This is a genomic window from Nocardia sp. NPDC050406, from assembly GCF_044459025.1.
GTDB lineage: Bacteria > Actinomycetota > Actinomycetes > Mycobacteriales > Mycobacteriaceae > Nocardia.
The window spans coordinates 2,155,437-2,179,049 of record NZ_JBITIM010000001.1; the positions used below are offsets into that span (position 1 = coordinate 2,155,437).

Genomic DNA, 23,613 nt, shown 5'->3' on the forward strand with positions numbered 1-23,613 from the left:
CACCTATAGCCCGGTGGTTACCCGGTCGATAATGGCGGCATCCTGCGAAGAGTCGATCGTGGTGAACCGCAGTAGTTTGTTGTCATCGCCGATCGCGGTCACGGGCGCCGCGAATCCGAAGCCCATCACAACCTTTCGGAGATCAATGCGACCGTCATCGGCGATCTCCACCGCATGGTCGGGCTCGACGATCGGAAACAGCATCACGACCCCGCGACGGTCGGCGACGAAACTCTCCGTGACAGGATCACCCGAATTCGCAACCCCACCCGCGATCCGGGTCGCCACCGCGCTCTGTTTCGGCTCGCTCACCCGGCTGAACATCGAATCGCGCGTGCGGCCGCGTTCCCACCAGTCGAAGCGCCGCCCGCTCGCATCGAGGACGATACCCTTCGCATGCCGAACCCGTTGCGGCGCGAGAACTATCCACTCGTCGACGCCTTTGCGCGGGCCGCTCGTGATGTCGCGCAGATACTCGAGATGAGGCGTGAACAGTGATGGGACGCGCCAGCGCAACGATTCGAGAATGTCGAGGAACTCGTTCGGATCGAGACGGCCGGTCAGCGCTTGGAACCTGTGCGCGACGTTCTCCTCGGGGATCAAGTACCTGAATTCTGTTGGCGCGGCTTCGAGTCGAGCCAACACCGGTGCCCACAGTTCCGCGTTGTGACGCAGATCCGGACCGGGCTTGGGATAGTCGTAGAACTCCTTCCAGCGCCCGGGTGAACGCACCTCGACCAGGCGAGCGTTGTACATCTTGTTGGGGCTGGTCGGTTTCAGCCACGGCAGGTGCTGGGAGACCAGTGGCGGGACCTGCGCGGGCGTGATCTGCGGCGTGCCGTCGACCATGGCGGCGTACTGCTCCAGCTCGTCACGAAAGCTCTCCTCGTCAAGGCAAACGGCTTCGAATGCCTTGTAGAGGTCGATACCGCGTTTGCCGTGCTCTTCCTCGCGCCCGATGTACAACCGCACCAGGTCCCGGTAGCCCGGCCGGAACCCGAACCATCGGCCCATTTGCATCAGGGCTGATGCGTTGTTCGCTCGCCGACGGAAGTAGGTGACCGTCAACCCCTCCACCGTGAAGCCCCGGGAGAGCTTCTGCCCGCCGATCAGAATTTTCCAAATCGAGCGGCGATCGAAATCCGCTGTGCCGGTTTCGAGATCTTTGTCGCCGTTCACGACAATGATCGGTTGCTGGTCTCCACCGATGTTCATGACTGCCGGACCGATGAACGCAGAGAGGGCCTCGAACGAGGCCGGCACGGCGTGGCCCTCTGCACGGACGGCCGAGACCGGGGCAATGTCGGTCTCGAACAGTTCACGCAGCCGCTCGTGTCCGGTCGAGCTGGAATAGCCCGACTGCCACCACAATTGGGTAACACGCCCGAGCAGTTCTCGGTGGCTCTCGACCCAGTTCGATTCGTGGATGAGCATCGTGTGGTGGCGGAAGTGGTCGAGCTCGAGGCCCTCGGCGTCGATGCGATACAGCTTCATCGCGGCTGTGAGCACGAACATGTCGATCGCGCGCCGCAACGGGCCGGTATCGTCATCGTCGGCAACCACGACATCGCGCACATGTGCCAGTTCGTTGGACGTCGCGAAGGTACGCTCCTCGTCCGAGAGATCCGATTCCAGGTCATGGAAGTCGGCCGCACCCATGTAGCCCTGGGGTCGGTCGAGCGAAATAATGAAGTCCTTGGGGAAGATGTCACCGGTGTCGCTGGGATCTATGAAGACGTTCGCGTAAGGCGTTGCCGTATAGCCGATGTACTGCGCACGCGGCAGCATTCGCAACAACTCCGAGATCTTTTCGTTGATCGCGGTTCGCTCGGCATCGGGCTTCGGCCGCGATGTGTTCACCGAAGCCTCGTCGGATTCATCATCGATGATCAACACGGGAATCTCGTCGAGCGGCGTGCGAATCTTCTTGAGATCCTTCACAAGTTTGGTGAGAACCGCCTTGTTCTTCTTGACGACCATCAGACGCGCGGCCGCGCGGTGCAGGTTTTGCGGATCGTAGAGCGGAAGGGCCGGCTCCCGCTTCTCGAACTCCAGAGCCACAATCCCCTGCAACAGGCTCTGGTAATCGTCGTACCGGGTTGTCAGGCGATGGATATCGAAGCCACCCAATGCCGAAGGCGCGGCACCGAATTCGACGAACTTTCGTTGGATCCACTCCGGATCATCGGCGTAATCGGATTCGTATTCGCTGGCCCCACGCAGGACGTTCTCTCGCCCCACCAGCTCTTTGTCCAACCGCCGTTGGGTTTGGTCGCGCAACAGATTCAATGTCCCGCCGAGAACGATGACCAATCGGTAGCCGGCGTCGATGGCTCGCGCGATCACACCGGTGAAGTTGGCGGTCTTGCCCGACTGGACGTAACCGACAACCAACCCTTTCGATTGGTACGCCTCAGGTCGCGTCGGATCCGACAGTCGCTCGACCACCGCTTCGGTCGACATATCGAGCCCAGCGATCGCTTCGTCGGACCAACCCTTACGGGCCAATAGCCCCGTATAGAGCGGCCAGTACCAGGATTGGCCCTGATGCAGGGAATACCACGGCACAAATTCGTTGCTGATGACAACCGGCACGGCCGCCTTGATCACCGGGACCACCGCTTCGAGCAGCTTGGCCGTGCCCGGTTCGAGATCGAGTTCGCGGTAGATATCTCCTCGCCGTTCGTCAGTGCACGGCAGCGCGGTTGACCACAGCTGATTCGTGGCGAAATCCCAGGCGCGCAATTGCTTTCGCCACAACGCCACGACCGAGTCACCGGGTGTGGCGGACAAAAGTACCTGGCGGAAATCCTCTTCACTAGCGAAGGCACCGGACCCAGGTAGGTCTTCGGCCTGGTAACGCATAGCCCGTAGCAGACGTTTGGGTTTACTGCCCGCCATGTCCGAAAGCACGGAGGAGTGCAGCGCGATTCGTAGCTCCATATCGATCGCCTACTCCGGGTCTCTCTCGTCGAGTCGATTCTGTTCCGCTCGGGCCGCGGCAACGAGTACCGACTGCCACAGCGCCAACGTGTCGCGTTCCCGGCTCCCCGCGCGTTCTCGCTGGAAGACCTCGTGCAGCATGAGATAGAGCAGCGACTTGATCATCGGCGCGTCGTTGAGTCCGCCACGACGGCCGCCAAGGATCGCCGAGCGGTAGCGCTGATTCAGGAGAATCGCCCGGCCCTCGCGATCGATGTCGAAGAAGATCTCGCCTTCCAGGTTCCGCCACTGAACCGTGATCGGCTCCTCCCCGATAAGGTAGGGCAACTCCTCCGAGATCGCCTCTCGCACAGCTGGTTCGATCCCTTTTCCGGGCGGAATTACCGGCTTGCGCTCGACGCCCGCACGCTTACGCGCCTCGCGGTACGTCCTATCAGCAACCGTCATGTACTGCGCGAAGGTCACGCCCTCGTCATCGACCGCGTGGTCGACGGCCGCGATGAACTCTGGCGAGACCTCGACGCCATCCTTCTTGACCGTGAGACGGAAGACATCACTCGCTTGCGGCGGTAGCTCGACTGCGACCCGCGCCAGGGCTAAATGCTGCTCGGCCTGACGGTAGTTGTTCCATCCGCCAGCCTGTACGAGCCGATCGTTGCGATAGAGGTAGAAGCCCTGAGTGTTCTGCAACGAACCGATCGCACGGAATTGTGGCAGCGAGGATTTCGGCGGCCAGATGTGGGCGTTCAATCGCGCGATACCCACGGATGGAAGTTCCAGCTTGAAGGTTCGAGGATACTCTGCGGCGCCACTCACCGGATATCCGAACGGGTCCATCGGCAGGACACCGAAATCCATGACGACTGTGCCGGTGGCGATGTCCTCTACGGCAATGGTGATATTGAAATCCTCGCGAGCCAGGTACCGATGCAACTGCAACCCGAGGTGCATGCTGAGTGAGTTGATTACCCTCGAAAGGTACCGCTCGGTCTGCTCAGAGCCGCCGTTGCGCGGGAAGTCTTTCACACCGTCCCATCGAATGACGGTGCCCTGCCACAGAATTGGATTGCCGTTGTAGCGATCGGTCAACGACTGCGCATAGGCCGGTTCCACGATGTCGCACTGGAAACCCGCCTTCGCACGCTCCATCACCCACCGACGGCCCACTGGGCGGCTGGTCCTGGTCCGGCTCACCACCGTGACTGCCGCCGCGTGGCTGAGCGACGCGGACTTGAGGCCGGTACCGAACATGCCCAGTGCGCCGTCGCGATACTGACGACGACCGCCGACAGTCATGGCCACATCCAGCTCGCCCTCGGTCATACCGCAACCGTCATCGATGACTAGCAGGCTGATCAGCCGGTCTCCGTCCCGAAGGAAGTGGATCACTACATCTTTGGCACCAGCATCGATCGAGTTGTCCACCAGGTCGGCGATCGCGGCTTCGAACCCATAGCCTTGACTGGTCAGGGCCTCCATGTAGCGCGGGTCTGGCGGCAGATGCTTACTACCCGTTGTCGGAACGTCGAACTTCCAGCCATCCGCCATAAACCACCCCGATACTACGCACGCGCCGACACAGGTCCCTCGCTGTACAGGGCCTCGGTGAAGCATACGATCCGCATCGGGGGTTGTTACATGTCGAATTGTGCCAATTCGACCGCACTCGGCGAGTCGTCCGATGCCTTCGATCCCGGCCGCCGGAAGCTCGGGTCCAGGGACGTAGGCGTTGGCGCGCAGCGGTTCGGCAATGAAGCGGACGACCGTCGGGCCGGGCTCACAAACAGAACGTCCGACGCCCGGCCCGGCCAGGTCAGATACCGGTGGCGAGAGCTCTCATACACCGCACCGCAGTGGCGGCGGGGCTGCTGGTTCCGGCCGCCGAGGTGTCTAGTGCCCACTCCTCCAGTCCGATGCGGATCGCCCCGGCTGCTGCTGCGGCGAGTAGGCGCACCCGTAGTGGGTCTGCGCCTGGTCCGGCCAATTCGGCTAGGACACGCGATAATTCGCGTTCGGCTTCCATGTTGATGCGGTGCCATACTGCTCGTAGGGCGGCGTCGGATTCCATGGCGCGTAGTAGGCCTCGGGTCAGTTCCAGGTCTTCGGTGTCGTCGACGGACATGGAGCGGACGGCGGCGGCTTGCAGTTCGTTGACCCTGGGTAGTCGGCGGGGGCCCGCGGCGATGATCTCGAGCCAGCGTTGTGCGCCGGTGGCGAGCATGGGTTCCACCGCGTCTTCCTTGGTGCGGGAGTAGCGGTAGAAGGTGCGCAGGCCGATGCCCGCGGCGGCGGCGATCTCCTCGGCGGTGACGTCGGCGGTGCCGCGGTCGGCGAAGAGGCGGGCGGCCGTGCGGGCGATCTCGAGGCGGGTCTCGGTCTTGCGACGCTCGGCCAGAGTCGTACGAGGGGTGGTCACAACACCTCCTTTCAGGGCGGATATGTCCGATCCTAGTCTCCGGATGCCACGGTGGCACGCTGTGCCATGTCGGCGTAGCGTGTCATAGGGCAGGGGGCCGAGAATCAGAGGAGAACATCGCAATGGAGCGTTTCACCGATCGCCGCGTTTTGATCACCGGCGCGGGCTCCGGCATCGGCCGGGCCACCGTGCATCGGATTCTGAGCGAGGGCGGGCGCGTCGTGGCCGCCGATATCAACGAGAACGGGCTCGCGGAGACCGCCAAGCAGGCCGCGGCGAAGGGAAATGCCGAGCGGCTCACCACGGTACGGCTCGATATCGGCGATGAGCAGTCGGTTCGGGCGGGCGTCGCCGAGGCGGTGGAGACGCTGGGCGGACTCGACGCGCTGATCAACGCCGCGGGCATTCTGCGGTCGGCGCACACCCACGAGATGCCGCTCGAGGACTTCAACCGGATCATCACCGTCAATCTCACCGGCACCTTCCTCATGATCCGGGAGGCGCTGCCGACGCTGCTGGCCTCCGACAAGGGTGTGATCGTGAACTTCACCTCCACCTCGGCGTTCTTCGCGCATCCCTACATGGCCGCCTACGCCGCGTCGAAGGGTGGGATCATGTCCATGACCCACGCGCTCGCCGCCGAGTACAGCAAGCAGGGCCTGCGCGTGGTCGCCGTAGCGCCGGGCTCGATCTCCAGCGATATGACCGACGGCAAGGGCCCGGGCCTGCCCGAGGACGCCGATATCGGCCTGTTCATGAAGCTCATGCCGGGCATCGGCCAGGGCTTCGCCTCCCCCGATACCGTCGCCGGTGTGGTCGCCATGCTGGCCTCCGACGACGGCGCGTTCATCACCGGCACCGAGATCCGTATCGACGGCGGCACGCACTACTGAGCCGCGGCCACCCCGTCGAGGACCAGCTCCAGTCCGAAGGCGAAGTCCTCGTCGGGGTCGGCGGCGATCTCGGGTGCGGTGAAGACACCCGAGGCGAAGAGCGCGGCGGCATCGGGAAAGCGCTGCGGATCAACGAGGTCGACGAGGGCGCCGCTGTAGGCGCGCAGGGCGCCCGCTTCGTCGAGATCGACTGCGCTCCTTGCCTGTTCGAGTTGACGGGCGGTGATGAAGGCCTGCCGCACGTAGCCGCCGACCACCGTGATCACGCCGATCTTGGCGGGCCAGTCCAGGGCGGTGCCGCGCAGTGCCCGCAGGCCCGCGTCCATCCAGGCCATGGCGTGCGGGCCCCGCGGCGGACCGCTGATCGGAAGTTCGGTGATCCAGGGGTGGCGGCGGTACACCGCCACTTGCGCTTCGGCCCAGCCGCGTAGGGCCGATCGCCAATCCGCCACCGCCGCAAGCGTTTCCGGCGGCGGACCGAATGCCGCGTCACCCATCAGGACCATGAGCTCGTCCTTGGAACCGATGTGCCGGTAGAGCGACATCGGCGTAACCTCCAGTGCCGCCGCGATTTTCGGCAGCGTCGCCCCCGCCAGACCGTCTCGGTCGGCCAGTTCTACCGCGACATCGACCACTCGGTTCACATCCAGTGCGGCCGGTCGGCCGAGCTTGGCCCCCATCGGCAGCCGCCACAGGCGCGCCAGATCATCGGGCACCTCGGCCATGCGCTCTCCTTCGGTTCAGGTCTCGCCAGATTCCGATTTCCAGCTTAGTATGCCTCTTATAGTTTAAGTCATATACTAATGCTGGAGACGTCATGGATTCCCTGCGCCGCACCACCGCGCTCGCCGCCCTGTTCGGGGCCGTCGTCACCCTGATCGAACTACCGCTCTACTTCCTCTACGGCGGACCCCCGCCCGACTGGAACATCTTCACCCGCAGCCTGTTCGGCCTGCTCGGCCTGACCGCCTTCGTGGTGTTCATGAACGGCTTCGCCTACCTGGTGCGCCGCGCCGACGCCGCCTACGACTGGGTGGGCGGACTCGCCGCGACGGCCGGGTTGATGTGGGTGACAGTCGCTTTCGTCTCCACGGCCTTCGAGGTCGGCGCGGCCATCCAGGCCACCGAGCCCATCGACCCGACCATCAGCGTGTCAGGCACCTACATCCTCTACGGCTCCACCTCACGGCTGCTCGAGACGGTCTTCTTCACCGCCTTCGGCGTCGCCGTACTGCGCACGCGCCTACTGCCGGAGTGGACCGCCAAATCCGCCTTCGTCATGGCCGCGATCAATATCGTCTTCGTACCGTCGCTGTTCTTCGGGAACACCCCGGCGAACTTCTACGCCGCCAACGGCTGGGGCACCACCGCCACGGTGGGCGGGCTCACCATGCTGTGGCTGCTCGCCATCGGCGTGGCCCTGACCCGCGCGCCCGCACCACTCCCCCACGCCGCGACCAGGACGAGTCATACCTGAGAACGACCCAAACCCTGAAGTTTTCCGAATTCGTGCCAGCACCATGGGCTTTCATCCGCGATTGGGGCACAGTAGCAAACCATGAAGTCGACCGAAAACCGTTCTCCCCGACGCAGACTGGCCCGACTAGCGGTCGCCGGTGCGATCGCCGCGATTCCCCTTGCCGCGCTGGCCGCTCCGGCCTCGGCGGAGATCACCGTCGAACCCGAGCTCACCGAGGTCACCCGACCGCACTTCGACAACAATCCCTGGAACAACCCGCACAACCACGATCGGTTCCACGATCACGACCGCTTCCACGACCACGACCGGTTCCACAACCCCAACCGCTGGGACGACGACTGCGACGACGATCGCGGCCCCAACAATCAGTTCCGCAATATCCTGCCCCGCGGATCCTTCGGCAGCAGCTAGTCACACACACGAAAAGGCCCGGCACCCAAGGGATGCCGGGCCTTTTCTAGCGAAAACCTTACGCGGTCTCGGTGATCGGGCGATCAACCCAGCTCATCAGGCCGCGCAGCTTGGCGCCGGTGACCTCGATCGGGTGCTCGGCGTTGGCCTTGCGCAGACCCTCGAGCTCCTTGTTGCCGCCCTCGACGTTGGCGACCAGACGCTTGACGAAGGTGCCGTCCTGGATATCGGCCAGGATGGCCTTCATGCGCTCCTTGGTACCGGCGTCGATGACGCGCGGGCCCGACAGGTAGCCACCGAACTCGGCGGTGTCGGAGACCGAGTAGTTCATGCGCGCGATGCCGCCCTCGTACATGAGGTCGACGATCAGCTTCAGCTCGTGCAGCACCTCGAAGTAGGCCATCTCGGGGGCGTAGCCCGCCTCGACCATGACCTCGAAACCGGTCTTGACCAGTTCCTCGGTGCCGCCGCAGAGCACGGCCTGCTCACCGAAGAGGTCGGTCTCGGTCTCTTCCTTGAAGGTGGTCTTGATGACACCGGCGCGCGCGCCACCGATGGCGGCGGCGTAGGACAGCGCCAGCGCCTGGCCCTCGCCCTTCGGGTCCTGGTCCACGGCGATCAGGGCAGGAACGCCCTTGCCGTCGACGAACTGACGGCGCACCAGGTGGCCGGGGCCCTTCGGGGCGACCATGGCGACGGTGACGTTGGCCGGAGCCTTGATCAGACCGAAGTGGATGTTCAGGCCGTGGCCGAAGAACAGCGCGTCGCCGTCCTTGAGGTTGGGCTCGATGTCGTTGGTGAAGATGGAGGCCTGCGCGGTGTCGGGCGCGAGGACCATGATCACGTCGGCCCAGGCGGAGACCTCGGCGGGGGTGCCGACGGTCAGACCGGCCTCTTCGGCCTTCGGGCGGGACTTGGAGCCCTCGGCGAGGCCGACGCGCACGTCGACGCCGGAGTCGCGCAGGCTCAGCGAGTGGGCGTGGCCCTGGCTGCCGTAGCCGATGACCGCGACCTTGCGGCCCTGGATGATCGACAGGTCAGCGTCGTCGTCGTAGAACATCTCGACTGCCACAGTGGTTCCCTTCTGATGAACTGTCCCCGCTCGGGGATAAGTTGTGCGCGTTCGCCGCGCGGTGGTTTTTCATTGCTATGTGGTTGGATCCCCGCCCGCGCGGGGAGCGACGCCGACCGCCTCGTCGCGTCGCCGTGGTCGACGGCTCGTCCCCGCTTGTGGCGGGGATTTCTCGATGAACCTATCGCGTCGCGGTAATGGACTTGGGTCCGCGTCCCACGGCCACCACACCCGACTGCACGATCTCGCGGATGCCGTACGGCTCCAGCATGCGCAGCAGCGCGTCGAGCTTGGAGCGGGTGCCCGTGGCCTCGACGGTCAGCGCGTCGGGCGAGACGTCGATCACCTTGGCGCGGAACAGGTTCACCGATTCGATCACCTGCGTGCGCACGCTGGCGTCGGCGCGCACCTTCACCAGGATCAGTTCGCGGGCGACGGAGGAGTCCGAATCCTGCTCCACGATCTTGATGACGTTCACCAGCTTGTTGAGCTGCTTGGTGACCTGCTCGAGCGGCAGATCCTCAACGGTCACAACGATTGTCATACGCGAGATCTCGGGGATCTCGGTCCCGCCGACCGCGAGCGACTCGATATTGAAGCCGCGGCGGGAGAACAGGCTGGCGACGCGCGCGAGCACGCCCGGCTTGTCCTCCACCAGCACGGAGAGGGTGTGGGTGGTGCTCATTCCTCGGTCCCCTTCTGGGCAGCGCGCTCGTGCGACATCGCCTCGTGGATGATGGCCGGTTCGGCGGCGGACTCGTCCTCGTCGAAGAGCGGACGGATGCCGCGCGCGGCCATGATCTCGTCATTGGACGTACCGGCGGCGACCATCGGCCACACCTGCGCGTCCTTGCCGACGATGAAGTCGATCACCACGGGGCGGTCGTTGATGGACTGCGCCTCGCGGATGGCGGCCTCCACATCCTCTTCCTTCTCCACGCGAATTCCGTGGCAGCCCAAGGCTTCCGCGAGTTTCACGAAGTCGGGGATGCGCAGCGTGTGGGTGCCCAGATCGGTATTGGAGTAGCGCTGTTCGTAGAACAGGGTCTGCCACTGCCGCACCATGCCCAGATTGCCGTTGTTGATCAGCGCGACCTTGATCGGCACGCCCTCGACGGCACAGGTGGCCAGCTCCTGATTGGTCATCTGGAAGCAGCCGTCACCGTCGATGGCCCAGACCTCGCGGTCCGGCGCGCCCATCTTCGCGCCCATGGCGGCGGGCACGGCGTAGCCCATGGTGCCGAGGCCACCGGAGTTCAGCCAGGTGCGCGGCTTCTCGTACTTGATGAACTGCGCGGCCCACATCTGGTGCTGGCCGACACCGGCGCAGTAGATGGCGTCGGGTCCGGCCATCTGGCCCAGCTTCTCGATGACGTACTCCGGCGACAGCGAACCGTCGCTGGGGGTCTTCCAGCCCAGCGGGTACTGCTTGCGCACGCCGTCGAGGTAGGTCCACCACTCCGAAAGCGCCAGCAGCGGAGCGTCTCCCGCGGCCGGGTCGGCCTTGAGGGTCTCGATGAGCTCGGTGATGACCTCGCGGCAATCGCCCACGATCGGGACGTCGGCGTGCCGGTTCTTGCCGATCTCGGCCGGGTCGATATCGGCGTGGATGACCTTGGCGTTGGGCGCGAAGGAGTCCAGCTGGCCGGTGACGCGGTCGTCGAAGCGCGCGCCCAGGGTGATGAGCAGATCCGAGCGCTGCAGGGCCGCGACCGCGCCGACGGTGCCGTGCATTCCGGGCATACCCATGTTGAGGGTGTGCGAGTCCGGGAACGCGCCGCGCGCCATCAGGGTGGTGACGACCGGAATGCCGGTCAGCTCGGCCAGTTCCAGCAGTTCGGCCGAGGCGTCGGCCTTGATGACGCCGCCGCCGACGTAGAGCACGGGCGACTTGGCGTCCATGATCATGCGGGCGGCCTCGCGCACCTGCTTACCGTGCGGCTTGGTAACCGGGCGGTAGCCGGGCAGGCGCATCTCCGGCGGCCAGCTGAAGGTGGTCTGGGCCTGGAGCACATCCTTCGGGATGTCCACCAGCACCGCGCCCGGGCGACCGGACGAGGCCAGGTGGAACGCCTCCGCGATGATGCGCGGAATGTCGAGGCCATCGGTGATCAGGAAGTTGTGCTTGGTGATCGGCATGGTGATGCCGGAGATATCGGCTTCCTGGAAGGCGTCGGTGCCGATCAGCGAGCGGCCCACCTGACCGGTGATGGCGACCAGCGGCACGGAGTCCATCTGGGCATCCGCGATCGGGGTGACCAGATTGGTCGCGCCCGGGCCGGATGTGGCCATACACACACCCACCTTGCCGGTTGCCTGGGCGTAGCCGGTCGCGGCGTGCCCCGCGCCCTGCTCGTGGCGGACGAGGACGTGGCGGACCTTGGTGGAGTCGAAGAGCGGATCGTAGACGGGAAGGATCGCACCGCCCGGAATACCGAATACCGTGTCGGCTCCGAGCTCTTCGAGCGATCGGACGACCGACTGCGCGCCGGTGACCCGCTCGGGCGGGACCTGTCGGCGGTTCGGTGTGGTCGCGGCCGCGGGCGGCTGCGAGGGCGCGGGCCTGCGGGCGGAGGGCCCGGGCCGGGCGGTAGGTGCGCTCACCGTCTTGGTTCCTTACTGCTTGTCGTTCCCACACTTGCCTGAACACAAAAAAGCCCCCGACAGCCAGTGGCTGTTCGAGGGTGGCGCGTCGCAGCTGCGAGCTGACGTAAAGAGCTACATCGTCGGCCTCAGCGCTGGACGCGCCGACCGATTACGAGTCGCTCGATTCGATTCACGCGCTCGACGGTATGTGCGCGCAAGTCGTTCAGTCAAACTTCTGACCAATGGTGTCCCATTATGTGAGACAGAGCGGTTGTTCGGGTTCAATCACCACAATGCGAGGATGGGGGTGTGTCATCACCGCATCAGTCCGTGCCACCAGGTCGATCGTCCCATACGCCCGCCGAGGGATCGGACACGGGTGCCTTCCCGGTTGTCCAGTTCCGCAGTGACTGGCTGTGGCTCTCGGCCATCTTCGTCCTACCGCTCGCGATCACCTGGCCGCTGTGGGCGACCAGGCTGAAGACGGTGGTCAGAGCCGAGGGACTGGAGCTACGCGGGCTGCTGCGCACCCGCCAGGTGCCGTGGTCGCGGATCTCCGGCGTCCGCATCCCGGGATTCGGCCGGGTGCACGCGACGCTGACCGACGGGAGTGAGATCGCTCTCCCCGGACTCGATTTCGGACGTATCCGGCAATTCATTCGCGCGACGCGCGGGCACGTGGCGGATCCGGGCGTGCGCGTGATCGCGGTGTCGCGGCTCGCGCACCTCGCGGTGTTCGTGGTGTTCCTGGGCGCGATCTTCCCGTTCTCCGGCTGGCCGCAGGTGCTGTGGGTGCTGTTCGTGATTCCGCTCGCGCTGTCGGTGTGGGTGGAGCGCACCCGGACCAAGGTGTCGGACGCGGGCCTGGATCTGCGGACCGTCTTCGGACAGCGGCACGTGGACTGGGCGCAGGTGAAGGGGCTGGAGATCCCCAAGCGCGGATTCCTGCGACTGGACCTGACCGACGGCTCCAAGGTCGCCATGCCCGCCGTCGGGTACGACCGCTTGGCCGATCTGGTGGAGGCGTCCGGCGGACGTATCCCGGATCCGTTCATCGAGCCCGAGGACGCGGACGCGGCGGCCGAGGCGGCCACCGACGACGACACCGAGACGACGAACGGCGAAGCCACCGACACCGCGAACGGCGAAGCCACCGAGACCAACTCGGGAGCGGCGGCCACCGACGCGGCGACCACGACGGACACACCGGCTCGAGCCGAGAGCAAGGGCGACCGCTAGCACCGCCCGGACGCCGCATTCGATCGACGCACTCGCCCCCTCTCCCCGTGTGGAGAGGGGGCGAAGTCGTATGAGAAGTCGTACAAAGGGTGCGGAATTGCGCGGTGGGCGTAGGCGGTTGATAACGGCGGAGTAACGTGGACTGGCCGCCGAACCCGTTCGGCGCAGTCGCTCCAGCCCTGCGACGAGACCTCGAGGAACTGTCAATGCCACCGCTTCGCTCACGCACCACCACCGCCGGACGCAATGCCGCGGGCGCGCGCGCCCTCTGGCGTGCCACCGGCCTCACCGACTCCGACTTCGGTAAGCCCATCGTCGCCATCGCGAACTCCTACACCCAGTTCGTACCCGGCCACGTGCACCTGAAGGACGTCGGCGAGATCGTGGCGGACGCGGTGCGGGCCGCGGGCGGCGTGCCGCGCGAATTCCACACCATCGCCGTGGACGACGGCATCGCCATGGGACACGGCGGCATGCTGTACTCGCTGCCCTCGCGCGAGATCATCGCCGATTCGGTGGAGTACATGGCCAATGCCCACACCGCCGACGCGCTGGTGTGCATCTCCAATTGCGACAAGATCACCCCGGGCATGCTGAATGCCGCTATGCGGCTGAACATTCCGGCCGTGTTCGTCTCCGGCGGGCCGATGGAGGCCGGTAAGGCCGTGGTCGTCGACGGCGTGGCGCAGGCCCCGACCGACCTCATCACCGCCATCTCGGCGAGCGCCTCGAGCGCCGTCAGCGACGAGGGCCTCGACGAGGTGGAGCGCTCCGCCTGCCCGACCTGCGGCTCCTGTTCGGGCATGTTCACCGCCAACTCCATGAACTGCCTCACCGAGGCGCTGGGCCTGGCGCTGCCGGGCAACGGCTCCACCCTCGCCACCCATGCCGCCCGCCGCGCGCTGTTCGAGCGGGCCGGGCGCACCATCGTGGATATCGCCAACCGCTGGTACCGCGACGACGACGCCTCGGTGCTGCCGCGAAATGTGGCCAACGCGAAGGCGTTCCGCAATGCCATGGCCCTGGACGTGGCCATGGGCGGTTCCACCAACACCGTGCTGCACACCCTCGCCGCCGCGCAGGAGGGTGAGATCGACTTCGACTTGCAGACCATCGACGAGATCTCGCGTCGGGTGCCGTGCCTGTCCAAGGTGTCGCCGAACTCCGACTACCACATGGAGGATGTGCACCGCGCCGGTGGCATTCCGGCCATTCTGGGTGAGCTGCGCCGCGGCGGACTACTCGAGACCGAGGTGACCACCGTGCACACCGCCTCGTTCGACGAGTGGCTCGACACCTGGGATATCCGCTCCGGCAAGGCTTCCGAGGAGGCCGTAGAGCTGTTCCACGCCGCGCCGGGCGGGGTGCGCACCACCGTGCCGTTCTCCACCGACAACCGCTGGTCCTCGCTGGACACCGATGCCGAGGGCGGCTGCATTCGCGATATCGCGCACGCCTACACCGTGGAGGGCGGGCTGTGCGTGCTGCGCGGCAATATCGCTCCCGACGGCGCGATTCTCAAGACCGCGGGTATCGACGAGGATCTGTTCACCTTCGAGGGTCCGGCCGTGGTGGTCGAATCCCAGGAAGAGGCGGTCTCGCTGATTCTCGGCAAGAAGATTCAGCCGGGCGATGTGGTCGTGGTGCGCTACGAGGGGCCCGCGGGCGGTCCCGGTATGCAGGAAATGCTGCACCCCACCTCGTTCCTGAAGGGCATGGGGCTGGGCAAGGTGTGCGCGCTCATCACCGACGGCCGGTTCTCCGGCGGCACCTCGGGTCTGTCCATCGGACATATTTCGCCCGAGGCCGCCTCCGGCGGAACTATCGGCCTCATTCAGAACGGCGACCGGATTCGTATCGACGTGCACACCCGTGCGCTGGAAGTTCTCGTTCCCGACGCCGTACTGGCCGAGCGGCGCGCGAAAATGGAAGCGTCCGAACGGCCGTGGCAGCCCGTCGACCGCGATCGCCCGGTCACCACCGCCCTGCGCGCCTACGCGGCGCTGGCCACCTCGGCCGACAAGGGCGCAGTTCGGCGAGTGCCGTAAGTCTCTAGGGGGAAGTATGACAATCGAATACACCGGCAAGGTCGATACCATGCTGGCCGAGTACACGGCCATGCTCGACCGCTGCGATGCCCGCAATACGCAGGCGCGGGAATTGCTCGCGGAGGCCGAGGCTTTGGCCGCCGAGACCCGGGAGATGTTCGGGGCGGAGTACTCCGCCCCGCCCGGCGAGGCCGATCGGATCCGCGCCGAGCGCGCGGCGCTCGAGGAGCAGGTGGACGCGAAATCCCAACTGGTGCTGCGGTTGCACCAGGAGAATTTCGACGAGTGGGAGAAGTTCACCGCCGCCGAGTGGTGATACGAACGACGCGGCCCCCGGAACCCATGGTTCCGGGGGCCGCTGTGCGTTGTCTCCCAAGCGGTTCGGGCTCAGTCGAAGGGTCCGACGCCCGTCAGCGGGTTGCCGCCGTGCAGCCACAGCCAGGTGGCGATGGCGGCGGCGACGGCCGCGACCAGCGCGGCGACGGAGCCGAGGAAGGGGCGGGTGGCCCAGCCTCGGTTGCGGTCGAGGGACAGGCGGCCCGGTCCGGCCAGGATGATGGCGGCGGCGGCACCGGCGAGGATGGACTCCAGTTCCACGGCGCTCTCGCCGGACTTGTACTGGAAGCCGGGGACCATGCCCTGCTTCCACATCCAGGCGTCGAGGATGGTGGCCAGCACCGCGCCCGCGGCGAGCGGAGTGGCGAGGCCGACGACAATGAGAATGCCGCCGCCGAGTTCGCTGACGATGAGCATGGCCGCGCCGATATCGGCTTGGTCCCAGCCGCTCTTCTCGAGCATGTCGCGGGTGCCTTCGAGGCCGGGGCCGTGGAACCAGCCGGTCACCTTCTGCAGGCCGTGGTAGATGAAGGTGCCGCCGACGACCAAGCGCAGCAACAACAATCCGATGTCGAGGGTGCCGCGGCGGTCGTCACGGCGGCGCAACCGACCGGTCTTCTCGCCACCCGGCATGGGCGGGGCGGGCGGAATGCTCGCGAAGGCGTAGGACGGCGACGTCGGGTCGTCCGGTCCACCCGTGCCGGGCTCGGCGTCGAGTGTGGCGGTATCCGATCCGGCAGTGCCCATTCCGGCCGCGCCGCCCGCCGCGCCCATTCCGGCCGCGCCGCCCGCCGCGCCCAATCCGGCCGCGCTACCAGCGCCGCCCAATCCGGCCGCGCCACCAGCGCCGAGCGCCGCTGTCTCCGCCGTATCGGCTCCACCCTGCATCTGCGCGCGCGTCGGCACCTCGGGATCGAGTCCCAGATCCTCGTCGGTGCGCGGAATCTCCTTGCCGAGTTTCGAGGTGTCGATCTGCTCGGTCGGATTGTCGAAGGGGCTGCGCACCGGTGCACCCGCCGACCTCGACGCGGGTGCGGGTTCGGGCGACCCCGCCGCGGTGGACGGATCGTTCGGCTTGTCGGTCACGCCGGTCAGGGTAAGCGCCCGATGCCCGCGACGCGCGGCAGTTCGCGGCGTGTCCGGTTGATGTTTCACACTTCTCACCGAAGTCCCGAGGCGGAAAAGCACCGCTGTCCCCACCCCGTTCGAGCGGAGGCGGCGGGTTTTCCGTAACGTCTGGAGCATGAGTTTGGTTGCCGGAGGCCGAGGCAGGGGTGCGGCTGGGAAGGTCGCGGTGGGTCTCGCGGTCGGCGTCCTGCTATTGGGTGGGTGCGCGCGCTTCGACGAATCCGCCTCGAGTCCCTTCACCACCGAGCCGGACTGGCAGGACGCGGATGTGGACACGCCCACGCCGAAGAATCCGCCCACCTCCGGTTCCCGCCCGGATCTGCCGTGCGTGGACCCGGATCCGGCGGTGGTGGTGTCGTGTCTGGACACCACCGGCGGCCTGATCACCCTGTCCGACGGGGTGAGCGCGCTGGTCGCCGAACGCACCACGGGCCGCATCCTGAAGGTCGAGGCCACCGAGGAGGGCGCGCCGCCCGCCCCCATCGAGGTCGCGAAGGTCGACGTGGATCCGACCGGCGACGGCGGACTCACCGCGATCACGCTGGGCCCGAGCTTCTACGAGGACGGCCTGATGTACGCCTACATCACCACGCCCTCCGACAACCGGGTGGTGCGCATCTCCACCGAGGGCGGTGGCGAGGCCAAACCGATCCTCACCGGAATCCCCAAGGGCCCCAATGGCAATCGCGGCTCCATCGACTTCCACACCCCCGACCGGATGGTGGTCCTCACCGGCGACGCGGGCGATCCGGCGGCAGCGGCCGACAACGGTTCCCTGGCCGGAAAACTGTTGAGCGTGAACTCCCCCGCCCCCGGCGCGAGCCCGGAGATCCTGCTCTCCGGCATCGGCGTCGCCGGTGGCGTGTGCTCCGACCACAACGAGAACATCTGGCTCACCGACCGCACCCCCACCGAGGACCGCCTGCAGCGCGTCGGCCCCGACGGCGTGGCCACCAAGGCGTGGAGCTGGCCCGACCATCCCGGTGTCGCGGGCTGCGTCGCCGCCTCCGACGGCGTCGCCATCGCCCTCACCAACCAGAAGGCCCTGGCCATAGCCGAAGCCGACAAGGGCACCCACGCCATCACGGCGGCCCCCACCCTCTTCTCCCAGGACAAGTACGGCCAACTCGACAGCGCCGCCATGGGTGGCGACGGCACCATCTGGGTCGGCACCGTCAACAAGACCGGCGGCCAACCCAACCAATACGACGACCGAGTCGTCCGCATCCCACCGCCCTCGGGCGGTCCGGGCAACGGACCGGACTAGCCGACAACGCGCCGCACGAACCGAATTCCGCGCGGCGCGTTGCGTTTTCGACCCGGGTCGCGTCGGTCAGCCCTGCGGCGTGCTGATCGGAACCTGAAGTTCCACCACCCATTCCGAGGAATCGATATCCGGCGGGCAGTGCAGGTAGACCTCACGCACCGGATCGAGTGCGGTGTAACCGTTCTCGTCGATCCAGCGGGCGAGGGCGTCGAAAGCCGGATCGATATCGGCGAGACGGCCGCGGTGCACGGTGGTGGCCGCGCGCGGCACTTCCGGCAATCGCACCAGCGTCAGCGGCGTACCAGTCACGGGGGTCCCCGCCACCTGCTCGGCGGCGTGGACGACAACCCCTTCCTCGGTGTCCTCGTAGTACGCGATGGACGGCCCGACGATGGTCAGACCGGATGCGGGTACGAGGGCATCGAGCCGTTTGTACAGCGGTTGGATGACCGGGCCGATCGCATGGTCGCCGTAACCGGCTGCGACACCGACCAATTCGGCGACCAGGGTGGCGGGCACGGTGGTGATGACGACGTCCTGAGCGGGCATATCGCCCTCCTTCTCGATACGCCGGAGCCTCGCCTCGACCGCGGCCAGGCGCGCGGTATCGGCCGCGACCTGTTGGGCCAGTTGCGCTTTGCGCAGCTGCAGCATGCCGCGCAGCCGCTCGGCGCTCAACCGGTCGTCGACGATCTGGGCCACCTGGTGCAGCGTGAAGCCCAGATCCTTCAGTGCGGCGATACGGTTGAGCCGGGCCAGCTGATCGGCGGTATAGAACCGATAGCCGGTCGACGCATCGACCGTGGCGGGCGGTAGCAGCCCGATCTCGTCGTAGTGCCGCAGCATTCGCACCGACACCCGACCGAACCTGGCGAAGTCTCCGATGGTGAACATGACTTCTCCAGGTCTATGACCTCACACGGTGTGAGGGTCAAGCGACGCCGCAGGCGGCGAGCACCAGTTCGCGCACGCGCGCCGCGTCGGCTTGGCCGCGGGTGGCCTTCATGACGTCGCCGACAACCTTGCCCGCCGCCTGGACCTTGCCGGAGCGGATCTTGTCGGCGATATCCGGATTGGCGGCGAGGGCCTTGTCGACCTCGGCCTGGAGGGCGGAGTCGTCGCTGACCATGCCGAGGCCCTTGGACTCGACGATCTGGGCGGGCTCGCCCTCGCCGTCGAGGACGAAGTCGACGACCTGCTTGGCGACCTTGTTGTTGATGGTCTTGGCCTCGACCAACCCGGCCACCTCGGCGACCTGCTTGGGGGTGATGGGCAGGTCCTCGAGGGCGACGCCGCGGTCCTTGGCCTTCTCGGTGAGGTAGGCGACCCACCAGGAGCGCGCGGCGTCCACGGACGAACCGGCGTCGACGGTGGCGATGATCAGGTCGAGCGCGTCGGCGTTGACCAGGTCGCGGAAGACCTCGTCGGACAGACCCCAGTCGGCCTGGATGCGGGCGCGGCGCAGCCACGGGTACTCCGGAATGGTGCCGCGCAGCTCCTCCACCCATGCCGCGTCGGGCGCGATGGGCTCGAGGTCGGGCTCGGGGAAGTAGCGGTAGTCCTCGGCGGTCTCCTTGACGCGGCCGGGCGAGGTGGAGCCGTCGGTCTCATGGAAGTGCCGGGTCTCCTGGACGATCTCACCGCCGCCCGCGAGCACGGCGGCCTGGCGGCGCATCTCGTAGCGCACCGCGACCTCGACGCTGCGCAGCGAGTTCACGTTCTTGGTCTCGGTGCGGGTGCCGAATACCTTCGCGCCCTTGGGCATCAGCGAGACGTTGGCGTCGCAGCGCAGCGAGCCCTGCTCCATCTTCACATCGGAGACATCGAGGGACTTGAGCACCTCGCGCAGCGCGGTCACATACGCGCGCGCCACCTCGGGAGCCCGCTCTCCCGCCCCGGTGATCGGCTTGGTGACGATCTCGATGAGCGGCACGCCCGCGCGGTTGTAGTCGAGCAGCGAGTGCGAGGCCCCGTGGATGCGCCCGGTCGCGCCGCCTACGTGCGAGGACTTGCCGGTGTCCTCCTCCATGTGCGCGCGCTCGATATCGACCCGGAACACCGACCCGTCGTCGAGCACCACATCCAGGTACCCGTCGGTCGCGATGGGCTCGTCGTACTGGCTGATCTGGTAGTTCTTGGGCTGATCGGGGTAGAAGTAGTTCTTGCGCGCGAACCGTCCCCACGGCGTGATGGAGCAGTTCAGCGCCAGCCCGATCCGAATGGCCGACTCGACGGCCTTCTCGTTCACCACCGGCAGCGCGCCCGGCAGTCCGAGGCACACCGGGCAGACCTGCGTATTCGGCTCGGCGCCGAATTCGGTCGGGCAGCCGCAGAACATCTTGGTGGCGGTGCCGAGCTCGACGTGCACCTCCATGCCGAGCACCGGCTCGTACCGGTCGATGACGTCGGCGTAGTCCATCAAGTCCACGGTGGGTGCGCTCATGGCCAACAGTCTATGAGAGCCGCCGAGACGGCTGCGGACTCCCACCCCACCGTGGAAGTCCGCACCCGATACCGCCGGTTCAGTCGACCGCGAGCGCCTCCACGATGGGTAGGCGCGAGGCGCGCACGGCGGGTGGGATGGAGCCGAGCAGCGCCAGGATCAGGGCGATGATCGCGTAGAGCACCAGGATCGGGCTGGCCTGGTAGGCGATGGTCATGGACAGCGCGTTGCCCAGCGCGATGGTGGCGAGGTAGTGGACGGCCGCGCCGACGGCGAGCCCCAATGCCGCGCCGACCAATCCGATTCCGGCGGCCTCGGCGAGGACGGTGCGCAGCAGGAAGCGGCGACTGGTGCCCATGGCGCGCAGCACCCCGAGTTCGCGGCGGCGCTCCAGGACCGAGAGCATAAGGGTATTGAGCAGGGCGACGGTGGAGACCAGCACCACGATCCAGAGGATGGCCGAGCTCAGCGCGGTGCCCTGTTTCACGCTGCCGGAGATGGCGTCGACGGAGGCCCGGCCGGTGTCGACGTGGATCTCGGGCGGCACGACGGCGCGGATATCGGCGCGCACCTGCTCGGCGTTCACGCCCGGCGCGAAGTTGACCGCGAGGATGGTCTCACCGGGACGCTGGAACCACTGGCGCAGGATGTCGAGATTCAGCAGGACCACGCCGGAGATCGCCGAGAAGTACGGAATCACCTCCAGCACTTCGACTTCCCGCACCCCGGTGGGAGTGGGCAGATCGAGCCGCGAACCGGTGCTCACCTCGAGCGACCGTGCCACATCGCGGGACAGCACCACGCCCTCGCCGAGCGCCATGCGCCGGAACACTTCTGGGCTCAGTGCGTCGATGGTGTCGCCGCGCCCGGCCCCTTCGTCGTAGGCCTGCAACATGACTCGGCCGCCGCCCAGCGTCGCGAAGGCCATCTGCGCCGACCCCACCCGCGCCACACCCGGCACCGCCCGGACCTTGTCCTTCAGGTCCTGCGGGAGCATGGGCCCGGTCGGGAACTGCTCCATGGCGGTGGGGCTGATCATCACGTCGTTGGCGGCCAGGCTCTCGAAACTGGCGCTGGCCGCGTCGACCATATTGCGGGAGGCGTTGCCCATGGCCACCACGGCGGTCACGCCGATCATGACGGTCATGGCGGTGGCCCACACCCGCCGCGGCGCACGTTCGATCGTGGTCGCGCCCAGCGCGCCCGGCGCGCCGAAAAGCCTTGCCACCGAGGCGACTCCGCGCACGATGGGTCCGGTCGCGGCGAAGCACAACAGCACCGATCCGGCGATGGAGGTGGAGATCGCCCCCATGGACAGGCGGCCGATATCGGCATTGGCGATGGCGATCCCCGCGCCGATCAGACCGAGACCGCCGACCACGGCGACCCAGCGCAGCACCGGACCGGTGGCGTCGGAGCTGCTCGCGCCCACCGGCGCGAGCGCCTCGATCGGCGCGACCTTGTACACCTGCCGCGCGGCGATGGCGGCAGCGAGCGTACTGGCCAGCACACAGGCGAGCACGGCGACCGGTATGGCGTACCCCGGCACCATGTACTCGGTGCGCGCCTCCACGGCATTGATCATGGCGACGGGTAGCCGGTCGATCGCGGTGCGGCCCATGAACGTTCCGAGGAACGCGCCGATCAACCCCCCGAACAGACCCAGCAGCGCCGCCTCGGCGATGAGGTCGCGCACCATCGGCGCTCGCCGTCCGCCGATGGCCCGCAGCAGCGACAGCTGTGGACGGCGTTGTGCCACAGCCATACTCATGGCGTTGTAGATGAGGAACGAGGAGACGATCAGCGCCGACGACGAGGAGGCCAGCGTGGAGTAGCGCACCAACTGCACGCTGCCGCCCGCCTGCGCGGACCGCAGACTCGGATCGGCCACCACGGCCTGACCGTCCACCGCCGTGGTGAGCGCCGAACGCAGCTCTCCCACATCGGTATTCGGCGCGGCGATGATCTGGATGGAGTCCAGTCGCCCGGCCCGGTCGGCGATCTTCTGCGCCACCGGCAGCAGCGACACCACCAAGTGGCCGCTGTTGAGCGAGGCCGCCGCCGGATCGTCGATCACCCCGGCAACCGTCACCGTGGCCGCCCCGATCTGGAACTTCTCCCCCTCCTGATACCCCATGGCGCCGCCGACGAGCACGCCATTGGGCACCGTCAGCAGTTTGCTCGCCTGATCGCGCAGCGCGCCGTCGAGATCACTGCCCAGCGCGGAGATACTGGCATCCGCTCCGACCAGCAGGGCGCGCGCGTCATCGGCTCCAATGCCCTGCCGCAGCATCGGCACCGCTGTCTGCACCCCAGGTACACCCCGAACCTGTTGCAGCAGTCGCTGATCGAAACCGGCATCGGTGATACCGCTGACCTCGAGCACCGCGCCGCCGCCCAGGCTCTTGGTCAGTTTGTCCACCGACCCGGTGATGGATCCGGAGATGCTGAACACCGAAACCAGCAGCCCCGCCGACACTCCCATGACGATCATCGCCATGGCGGTGCGCGCGCGATGGGCGAACAGTTCGCCGATATTGAACAGCCGCAGGCGATCCCAGCCCGCCCGCATCATGGTCGCACCACCTCGGCTGTCGCGGGGAGCTCGTCGGAGACCGAGGTGGTCAGCTCCACCGGCACGGTGCGAATCTCACCGTCGTCGGTGTGCTCGACGCGCTCGTTCGAGCCGATCTTTCCGTCCCGCAGCGTGATCAGCCGGTCGCAGTAGCGCACCGCGCCCATGTCGTGGGTCACCATGACCACGGAATTTCCCTGCCGGGTGATGTCGCCGAGCAGTTCGAGGATCGAGGCTCCGGTCTTGGAATCCAGGTTGCCGGTGGGCTCGTCGGCCAGAATCAGCGGCGGGTCCATGATCAGCGCCCGCGCCACCGCCACCCGCTGCATCTGCCCGCCCGACAGCTCCGCGGGGCGATGCTCGGCGCGGTCACCGAGCCCGACCAGATCCAGCAGCTCCAGTGCCCGAGGCTTGGCCTTGCGCAATCCGGTGCCGTCCAACAGCTTTGGAATGGCGACGTTCTCCCAGGCCGAGAGCGTCGGCAGCAGATTGAAGAACTGGAAGACGAAACCCACACGGTGCCTGCGGAATTCGGATTGCCGGTCGTCGTCGAGCCCGCCGATCTCATCGCCTTGGAAGCGAATCGACCCCGAATCGGGTGAGTCGAGCGCCCCGAGAATATGCAGCAGGGTGCTCTTGCCCGAGCCCGACGGCCCGACAATGGCGGTGAACTCCCCCGGTTCGATGCGCAGGCTGATGCCGTCGAGTGCGCGCACCACCTGTTCGCCCACCGTGTACTGCTTGGTCACATCGGTCAGTTCCAGCATGGTTGTCCC

19 protein-coding genes are annotated in these 23,613 nt (G+C 66.8%); 7 read left to right on the top strand and 12 right to left on the bottom strand.

What is annotated here, in order from left to right:
• Positions 1 to 3 precede the first annotated feature (3 nt).
• The 3 genes from ACIBH2_RS10265 to ACIBH2_RS10275 form a co-directional block, all read right to left on the bottom strand.
• Positions 4 to 2,943, bottom strand: coding sequence for a Z1 domain-containing protein (locus tag ACIBH2_RS10265; RefSeq protein ID WP_397115505.1), 2,940 nt, complete (start codon positions 2,941 to 2,943; stop codon positions 4 to 6).
• Between the two features lie 9 nt (positions 2,944 to 2,952).
• Positions 2,953 to 4,491, bottom strand: coding sequence for an ATP-binding protein (locus ACIBH2_RS10270; RefSeq protein ID WP_397115507.1), 1,539 nt, complete (start codon positions 4,489 to 4,491; stop codon positions 2,953 to 2,955).
• A 265-nt stretch (positions 4,492 to 4,756) separates the two neighbouring features.
• A complete protein-coding gene (locus ACIBH2_RS10275; RefSeq protein ID WP_397115509.1) occupies positions 4,757 to 5,359 on the bottom strand; it encodes a TetR/AcrR family transcriptional regulator in 603 nt (200 codons plus the stop codon).
• A gap of 122 nt (positions 5,360 to 5,481) precedes the next feature.
• Between ACIBH2_RS10275 and ACIBH2_RS10280 the strand changes: the two genes are divergently transcribed.
• Positions 5,482 to 6,252 carry an SDR family NAD(P)-dependent oxidoreductase gene (locus ACIBH2_RS10280; RefSeq protein WP_397115511.1) on the top strand — a complete coding sequence of 257 codons (771 nt, stop codon included), beginning with the start codon at positions 5,482 to 5,484 and terminating at the stop codon, positions 6,250 to 6,252.
• Here the strand turns inward: ACIBH2_RS10280 and ACIBH2_RS10285 are convergent.
• Entirely contained in the window at positions 6,246 to 6,977 is a 732-nt protein-coding gene (locus tag ACIBH2_RS10285; protein ID WP_397115513.1) for a TetR/AcrR family transcriptional regulator, read from the bottom strand. The genes ACIBH2_RS10280 and ACIBH2_RS10285 overlap by 7 nt on opposite strands.
• Positions 6,978 to 7,069: 92 nt before the next feature.
• On the opposite strand from ACIBH2_RS10285, the gene ACIBH2_RS10290 reads away from it, so the two are divergent.
• Positions 7,070 to 7,729, top strand: coding sequence for a hypothetical protein (locus ACIBH2_RS10290; protein ID WP_397115515.1), 660 nt, complete (start codon positions 7,070 to 7,072; stop codon positions 7,727 to 7,729).
• An 81-nt stretch (positions 7,730 to 7,810) separates the two neighbouring features.
• Positions 7,811 to 8,143 (top strand): hypothetical protein, encoded by a 333-nt coding sequence (locus ACIBH2_RS10295; RefSeq protein WP_397115517.1) that lies wholly within the window; start codon positions 7,811 to 7,813, stop codon positions 8,141 to 8,143.
• 58 nt (positions 8,144 to 8,201) lie between these two features.
• Here ACIBH2_RS10295 and ilvC read toward each other — a convergent pair whose 3' ends face one another.
• The 3 genes from ilvC to ACIBH2_RS10310 form a co-directional block, all read right to left on the bottom strand.
• Positions 8,202 to 9,203 carry a ketol-acid reductoisomerase gene (ilvC, locus tag ACIBH2_RS10300; protein WP_364995633.1) on the bottom strand — a complete coding sequence of 334 codons (1,002 nt, stop codon included), beginning with the start codon at positions 9,201 to 9,203 and terminating at the stop codon, positions 8,202 to 8,204.
• Positions 9,204 to 9,396: 193 nt separating this feature from the next.
• The gene (gene ilvN, locus ACIBH2_RS10305; RefSeq protein ID WP_397115519.1) at positions 9,397 to 9,900 is read right to left on the bottom strand and encodes an acetolactate synthase small subunit; all 504 of its coding nucleotides are present in this window, start codon (positions 9,898 to 9,900) and stop codon (positions 9,397 to 9,399) included.
• Positions 9,897 to 11,819, bottom strand: a complete 1,923-nt coding sequence (locus ACIBH2_RS10310) for an acetolactate synthase large subunit (protein ID WP_397115521.1) — start codon at positions 11,817 to 11,819, stop codon at positions 9,897 to 9,899. The genes ilvN and ACIBH2_RS10310 overlap by 4 nt, the downstream gene beginning before the upstream one ends.
• A gap of 312 nt (positions 11,820 to 12,131) precedes the next feature.
• On the opposite strand from ACIBH2_RS10310, the gene ACIBH2_RS10315 reads away from it, so the two are divergent.
• From ACIBH2_RS10315 to ACIBH2_RS10325, 3 genes are all read left to right on the top strand, one after another.
• Positions 12,132 to 13,040, top strand: a complete 909-nt coding sequence (locus tag ACIBH2_RS10315) for a PH domain-containing protein (RefSeq protein WP_397115523.1) — start codon at positions 12,132 to 12,134, stop codon at positions 13,038 to 13,040.
• 206 nt (positions 13,041 to 13,246) lie between these two features.
• Complete coding sequence (gene ilvD / locus ACIBH2_RS10320; RefSeq protein WP_397115525.1) at positions 13,247 to 15,088, top strand: dihydroxy-acid dehydratase; 1,842 nt, start codon at positions 13,247 to 13,249, stop codon at positions 15,086 to 15,088.
• A 16-nt stretch (positions 15,089 to 15,104) separates the two neighbouring features.
• Complete coding sequence (locus ACIBH2_RS10325; protein WP_397115527.1) at positions 15,105 to 15,404, top strand: hypothetical protein; 300 nt, start codon at positions 15,105 to 15,107, stop codon at positions 15,402 to 15,404.
• A 71-nt stretch (positions 15,405 to 15,475) separates the two neighbouring features.
• Here ACIBH2_RS10325 and ACIBH2_RS10330 read toward each other — a convergent pair whose 3' ends face one another.
• Positions 15,476 to 16,510, bottom strand: a complete 1,035-nt coding sequence (locus tag ACIBH2_RS10330; RefSeq protein WP_397115529.1) for a DoxX family protein — start codon at positions 16,508 to 16,510, stop codon at positions 15,476 to 15,478.
• A 163-nt stretch (positions 16,511 to 16,673) separates the two neighbouring features.
• On the opposite strand from ACIBH2_RS10330, the gene ACIBH2_RS10335 reads away from it, so the two are divergent.
• Entirely contained in the window at positions 16,674 to 17,819 is a 1,146-nt protein-coding gene (locus ACIBH2_RS10335) for a PQQ-dependent sugar dehydrogenase (protein ID WP_397116957.1), read from the top strand.
• 66 nt (positions 17,820 to 17,885) lie between these two features.
• On the opposite strand, the gene ACIBH2_RS10340 is transcribed toward ACIBH2_RS10335, so the two are convergent.
• The 4 genes from ACIBH2_RS10340 to ACIBH2_RS10355 form a co-directional block, all read right to left on the bottom strand.
• On the bottom strand, positions 17,886 to 18,713 hold the full coding sequence (locus ACIBH2_RS10340; RefSeq protein ID WP_397115531.1) for a MerR family transcriptional regulator: 828 nt from the start codon (positions 18,711 to 18,713) through the stop codon (positions 17,886 to 17,888).
• Positions 18,714 to 18,750: 37 nt separating this feature from the next.
• Entirely contained in the window at positions 18,751 to 20,262 is a 1,512-nt protein-coding gene (gatB, locus tag ACIBH2_RS10345; RefSeq protein WP_397115533.1) for an Asp-tRNA(Asn)/Glu-tRNA(Gln) amidotransferase subunit GatB, read from the bottom strand.
• 79 nt (positions 20,263 to 20,341) lie between these two features.
• Complete coding sequence (locus ACIBH2_RS10350) at positions 20,342 to 22,837, bottom strand: FtsX-like permease family protein (RefSeq protein WP_397115535.1); 2,496 nt, start codon at positions 22,835 to 22,837, stop codon at positions 20,342 to 20,344.
• On the bottom strand, positions 22,834 to 23,604 hold the full coding sequence (locus tag ACIBH2_RS10355) for an ABC transporter ATP-binding protein (RefSeq protein ID WP_397115537.1): 771 nt from the start codon (positions 23,602 to 23,604) through the stop codon (positions 22,834 to 22,836). Before ACIBH2_RS10355 ends, ACIBH2_RS10350 begins: the two co-directional genes overlap by 4 nt.
• Positions 23,605 to 23,613 lie beyond the last annotated feature (9 nt).

Excerpts from the sequence above, each read along its gene's own strand:
- ACIBH2_RS10295 (WP_397115517.1), top strand. The coding sequence starts at position 7,811 with ATGAAGTCGACCGAAAACCGTTCTCCCCGACGCAGACTGGCCCGACTA.
- ACIBH2_RS10265 (WP_397115505.1), bottom strand. The coding sequence starts at position 2,943 with ATGGAGCTACGAATCGCGCTGCACTCCTCCGTGCTTTCGGACATGGCG.
- ACIBH2_RS10340 (WP_397115531.1), bottom strand. The coding sequence starts at position 18,713 with ATGTTCACCATCGGAGACTTCGCCAGGTTCGGTCGGGTGTCGGTGCGA.
- ACIBH2_RS10280 (WP_397115511.1), top strand. The coding sequence starts at position 5,482 with ATGGAGCGTTTCACCGATCGCCGCGTTTTGATCACCGGCGCGGGCTCC.
- ACIBH2_RS10290 (WP_397115515.1), top strand. The coding sequence starts at position 7,070 with ATGGATTCCCTGCGCCGCACCACCGCGCTCGCCGCCCTGTTCGGGGCC.
- ilvN (WP_397115519.1), bottom strand. The coding sequence starts at position 9,900 with ATGAGCACCACCCACACCCTCTCCGTGCTGGTGGAGGACAAGCCGGGC.
- ilvD (WP_397115525.1), top strand. The coding sequence starts at position 13,247 with ATGCCACCGCTTCGCTCACGCACCACCACCGCCGGACGCAATGCCGCG.
- gatB (WP_397115533.1), bottom strand. The coding sequence starts at position 20,262 with ATGAGCGCACCCACCGTGGACTTGATGGACTACGCCGACGTCATCGAC.
- ACIBH2_RS10350 (WP_397115535.1), bottom strand. The coding sequence starts at position 22,837 with ATGATGCGGGCGGGCTGGGATCGCCTGCGGCTGTTCAATATCGGCGAA.
- ACIBH2_RS10355 (WP_397115537.1), bottom strand. The coding sequence starts at position 23,604 with ATGCTGGAACTGACCGATGTGACCAAGCAGTACACGGTGGGCGAACAG.
- ACIBH2_RS10270 (WP_397115507.1), bottom strand. The coding sequence starts at position 4,491 with ATGGCGGATGGCTGGAAGTTCGACGTTCCGACAACGGGTAGTAAGCAT.
- ACIBH2_RS10285 (WP_397115513.1), bottom strand. The coding sequence starts at position 6,977 with ATGGCCGAGGTGCCCGATGATCTGGCGCGCCTGTGGCGGCTGCCGATG.
- ilvC (WP_364995633.1), bottom strand. The coding sequence starts at position 9,203 with ATGTTCTACGACGACGACGCTGACCTGTCGATCATCCAGGGCCGCAAG.
- ACIBH2_RS10325 (WP_397115527.1), top strand. The coding sequence starts at position 15,105 with ATGACAATCGAATACACCGGCAAGGTCGATACCATGCTGGCCGAGTAC.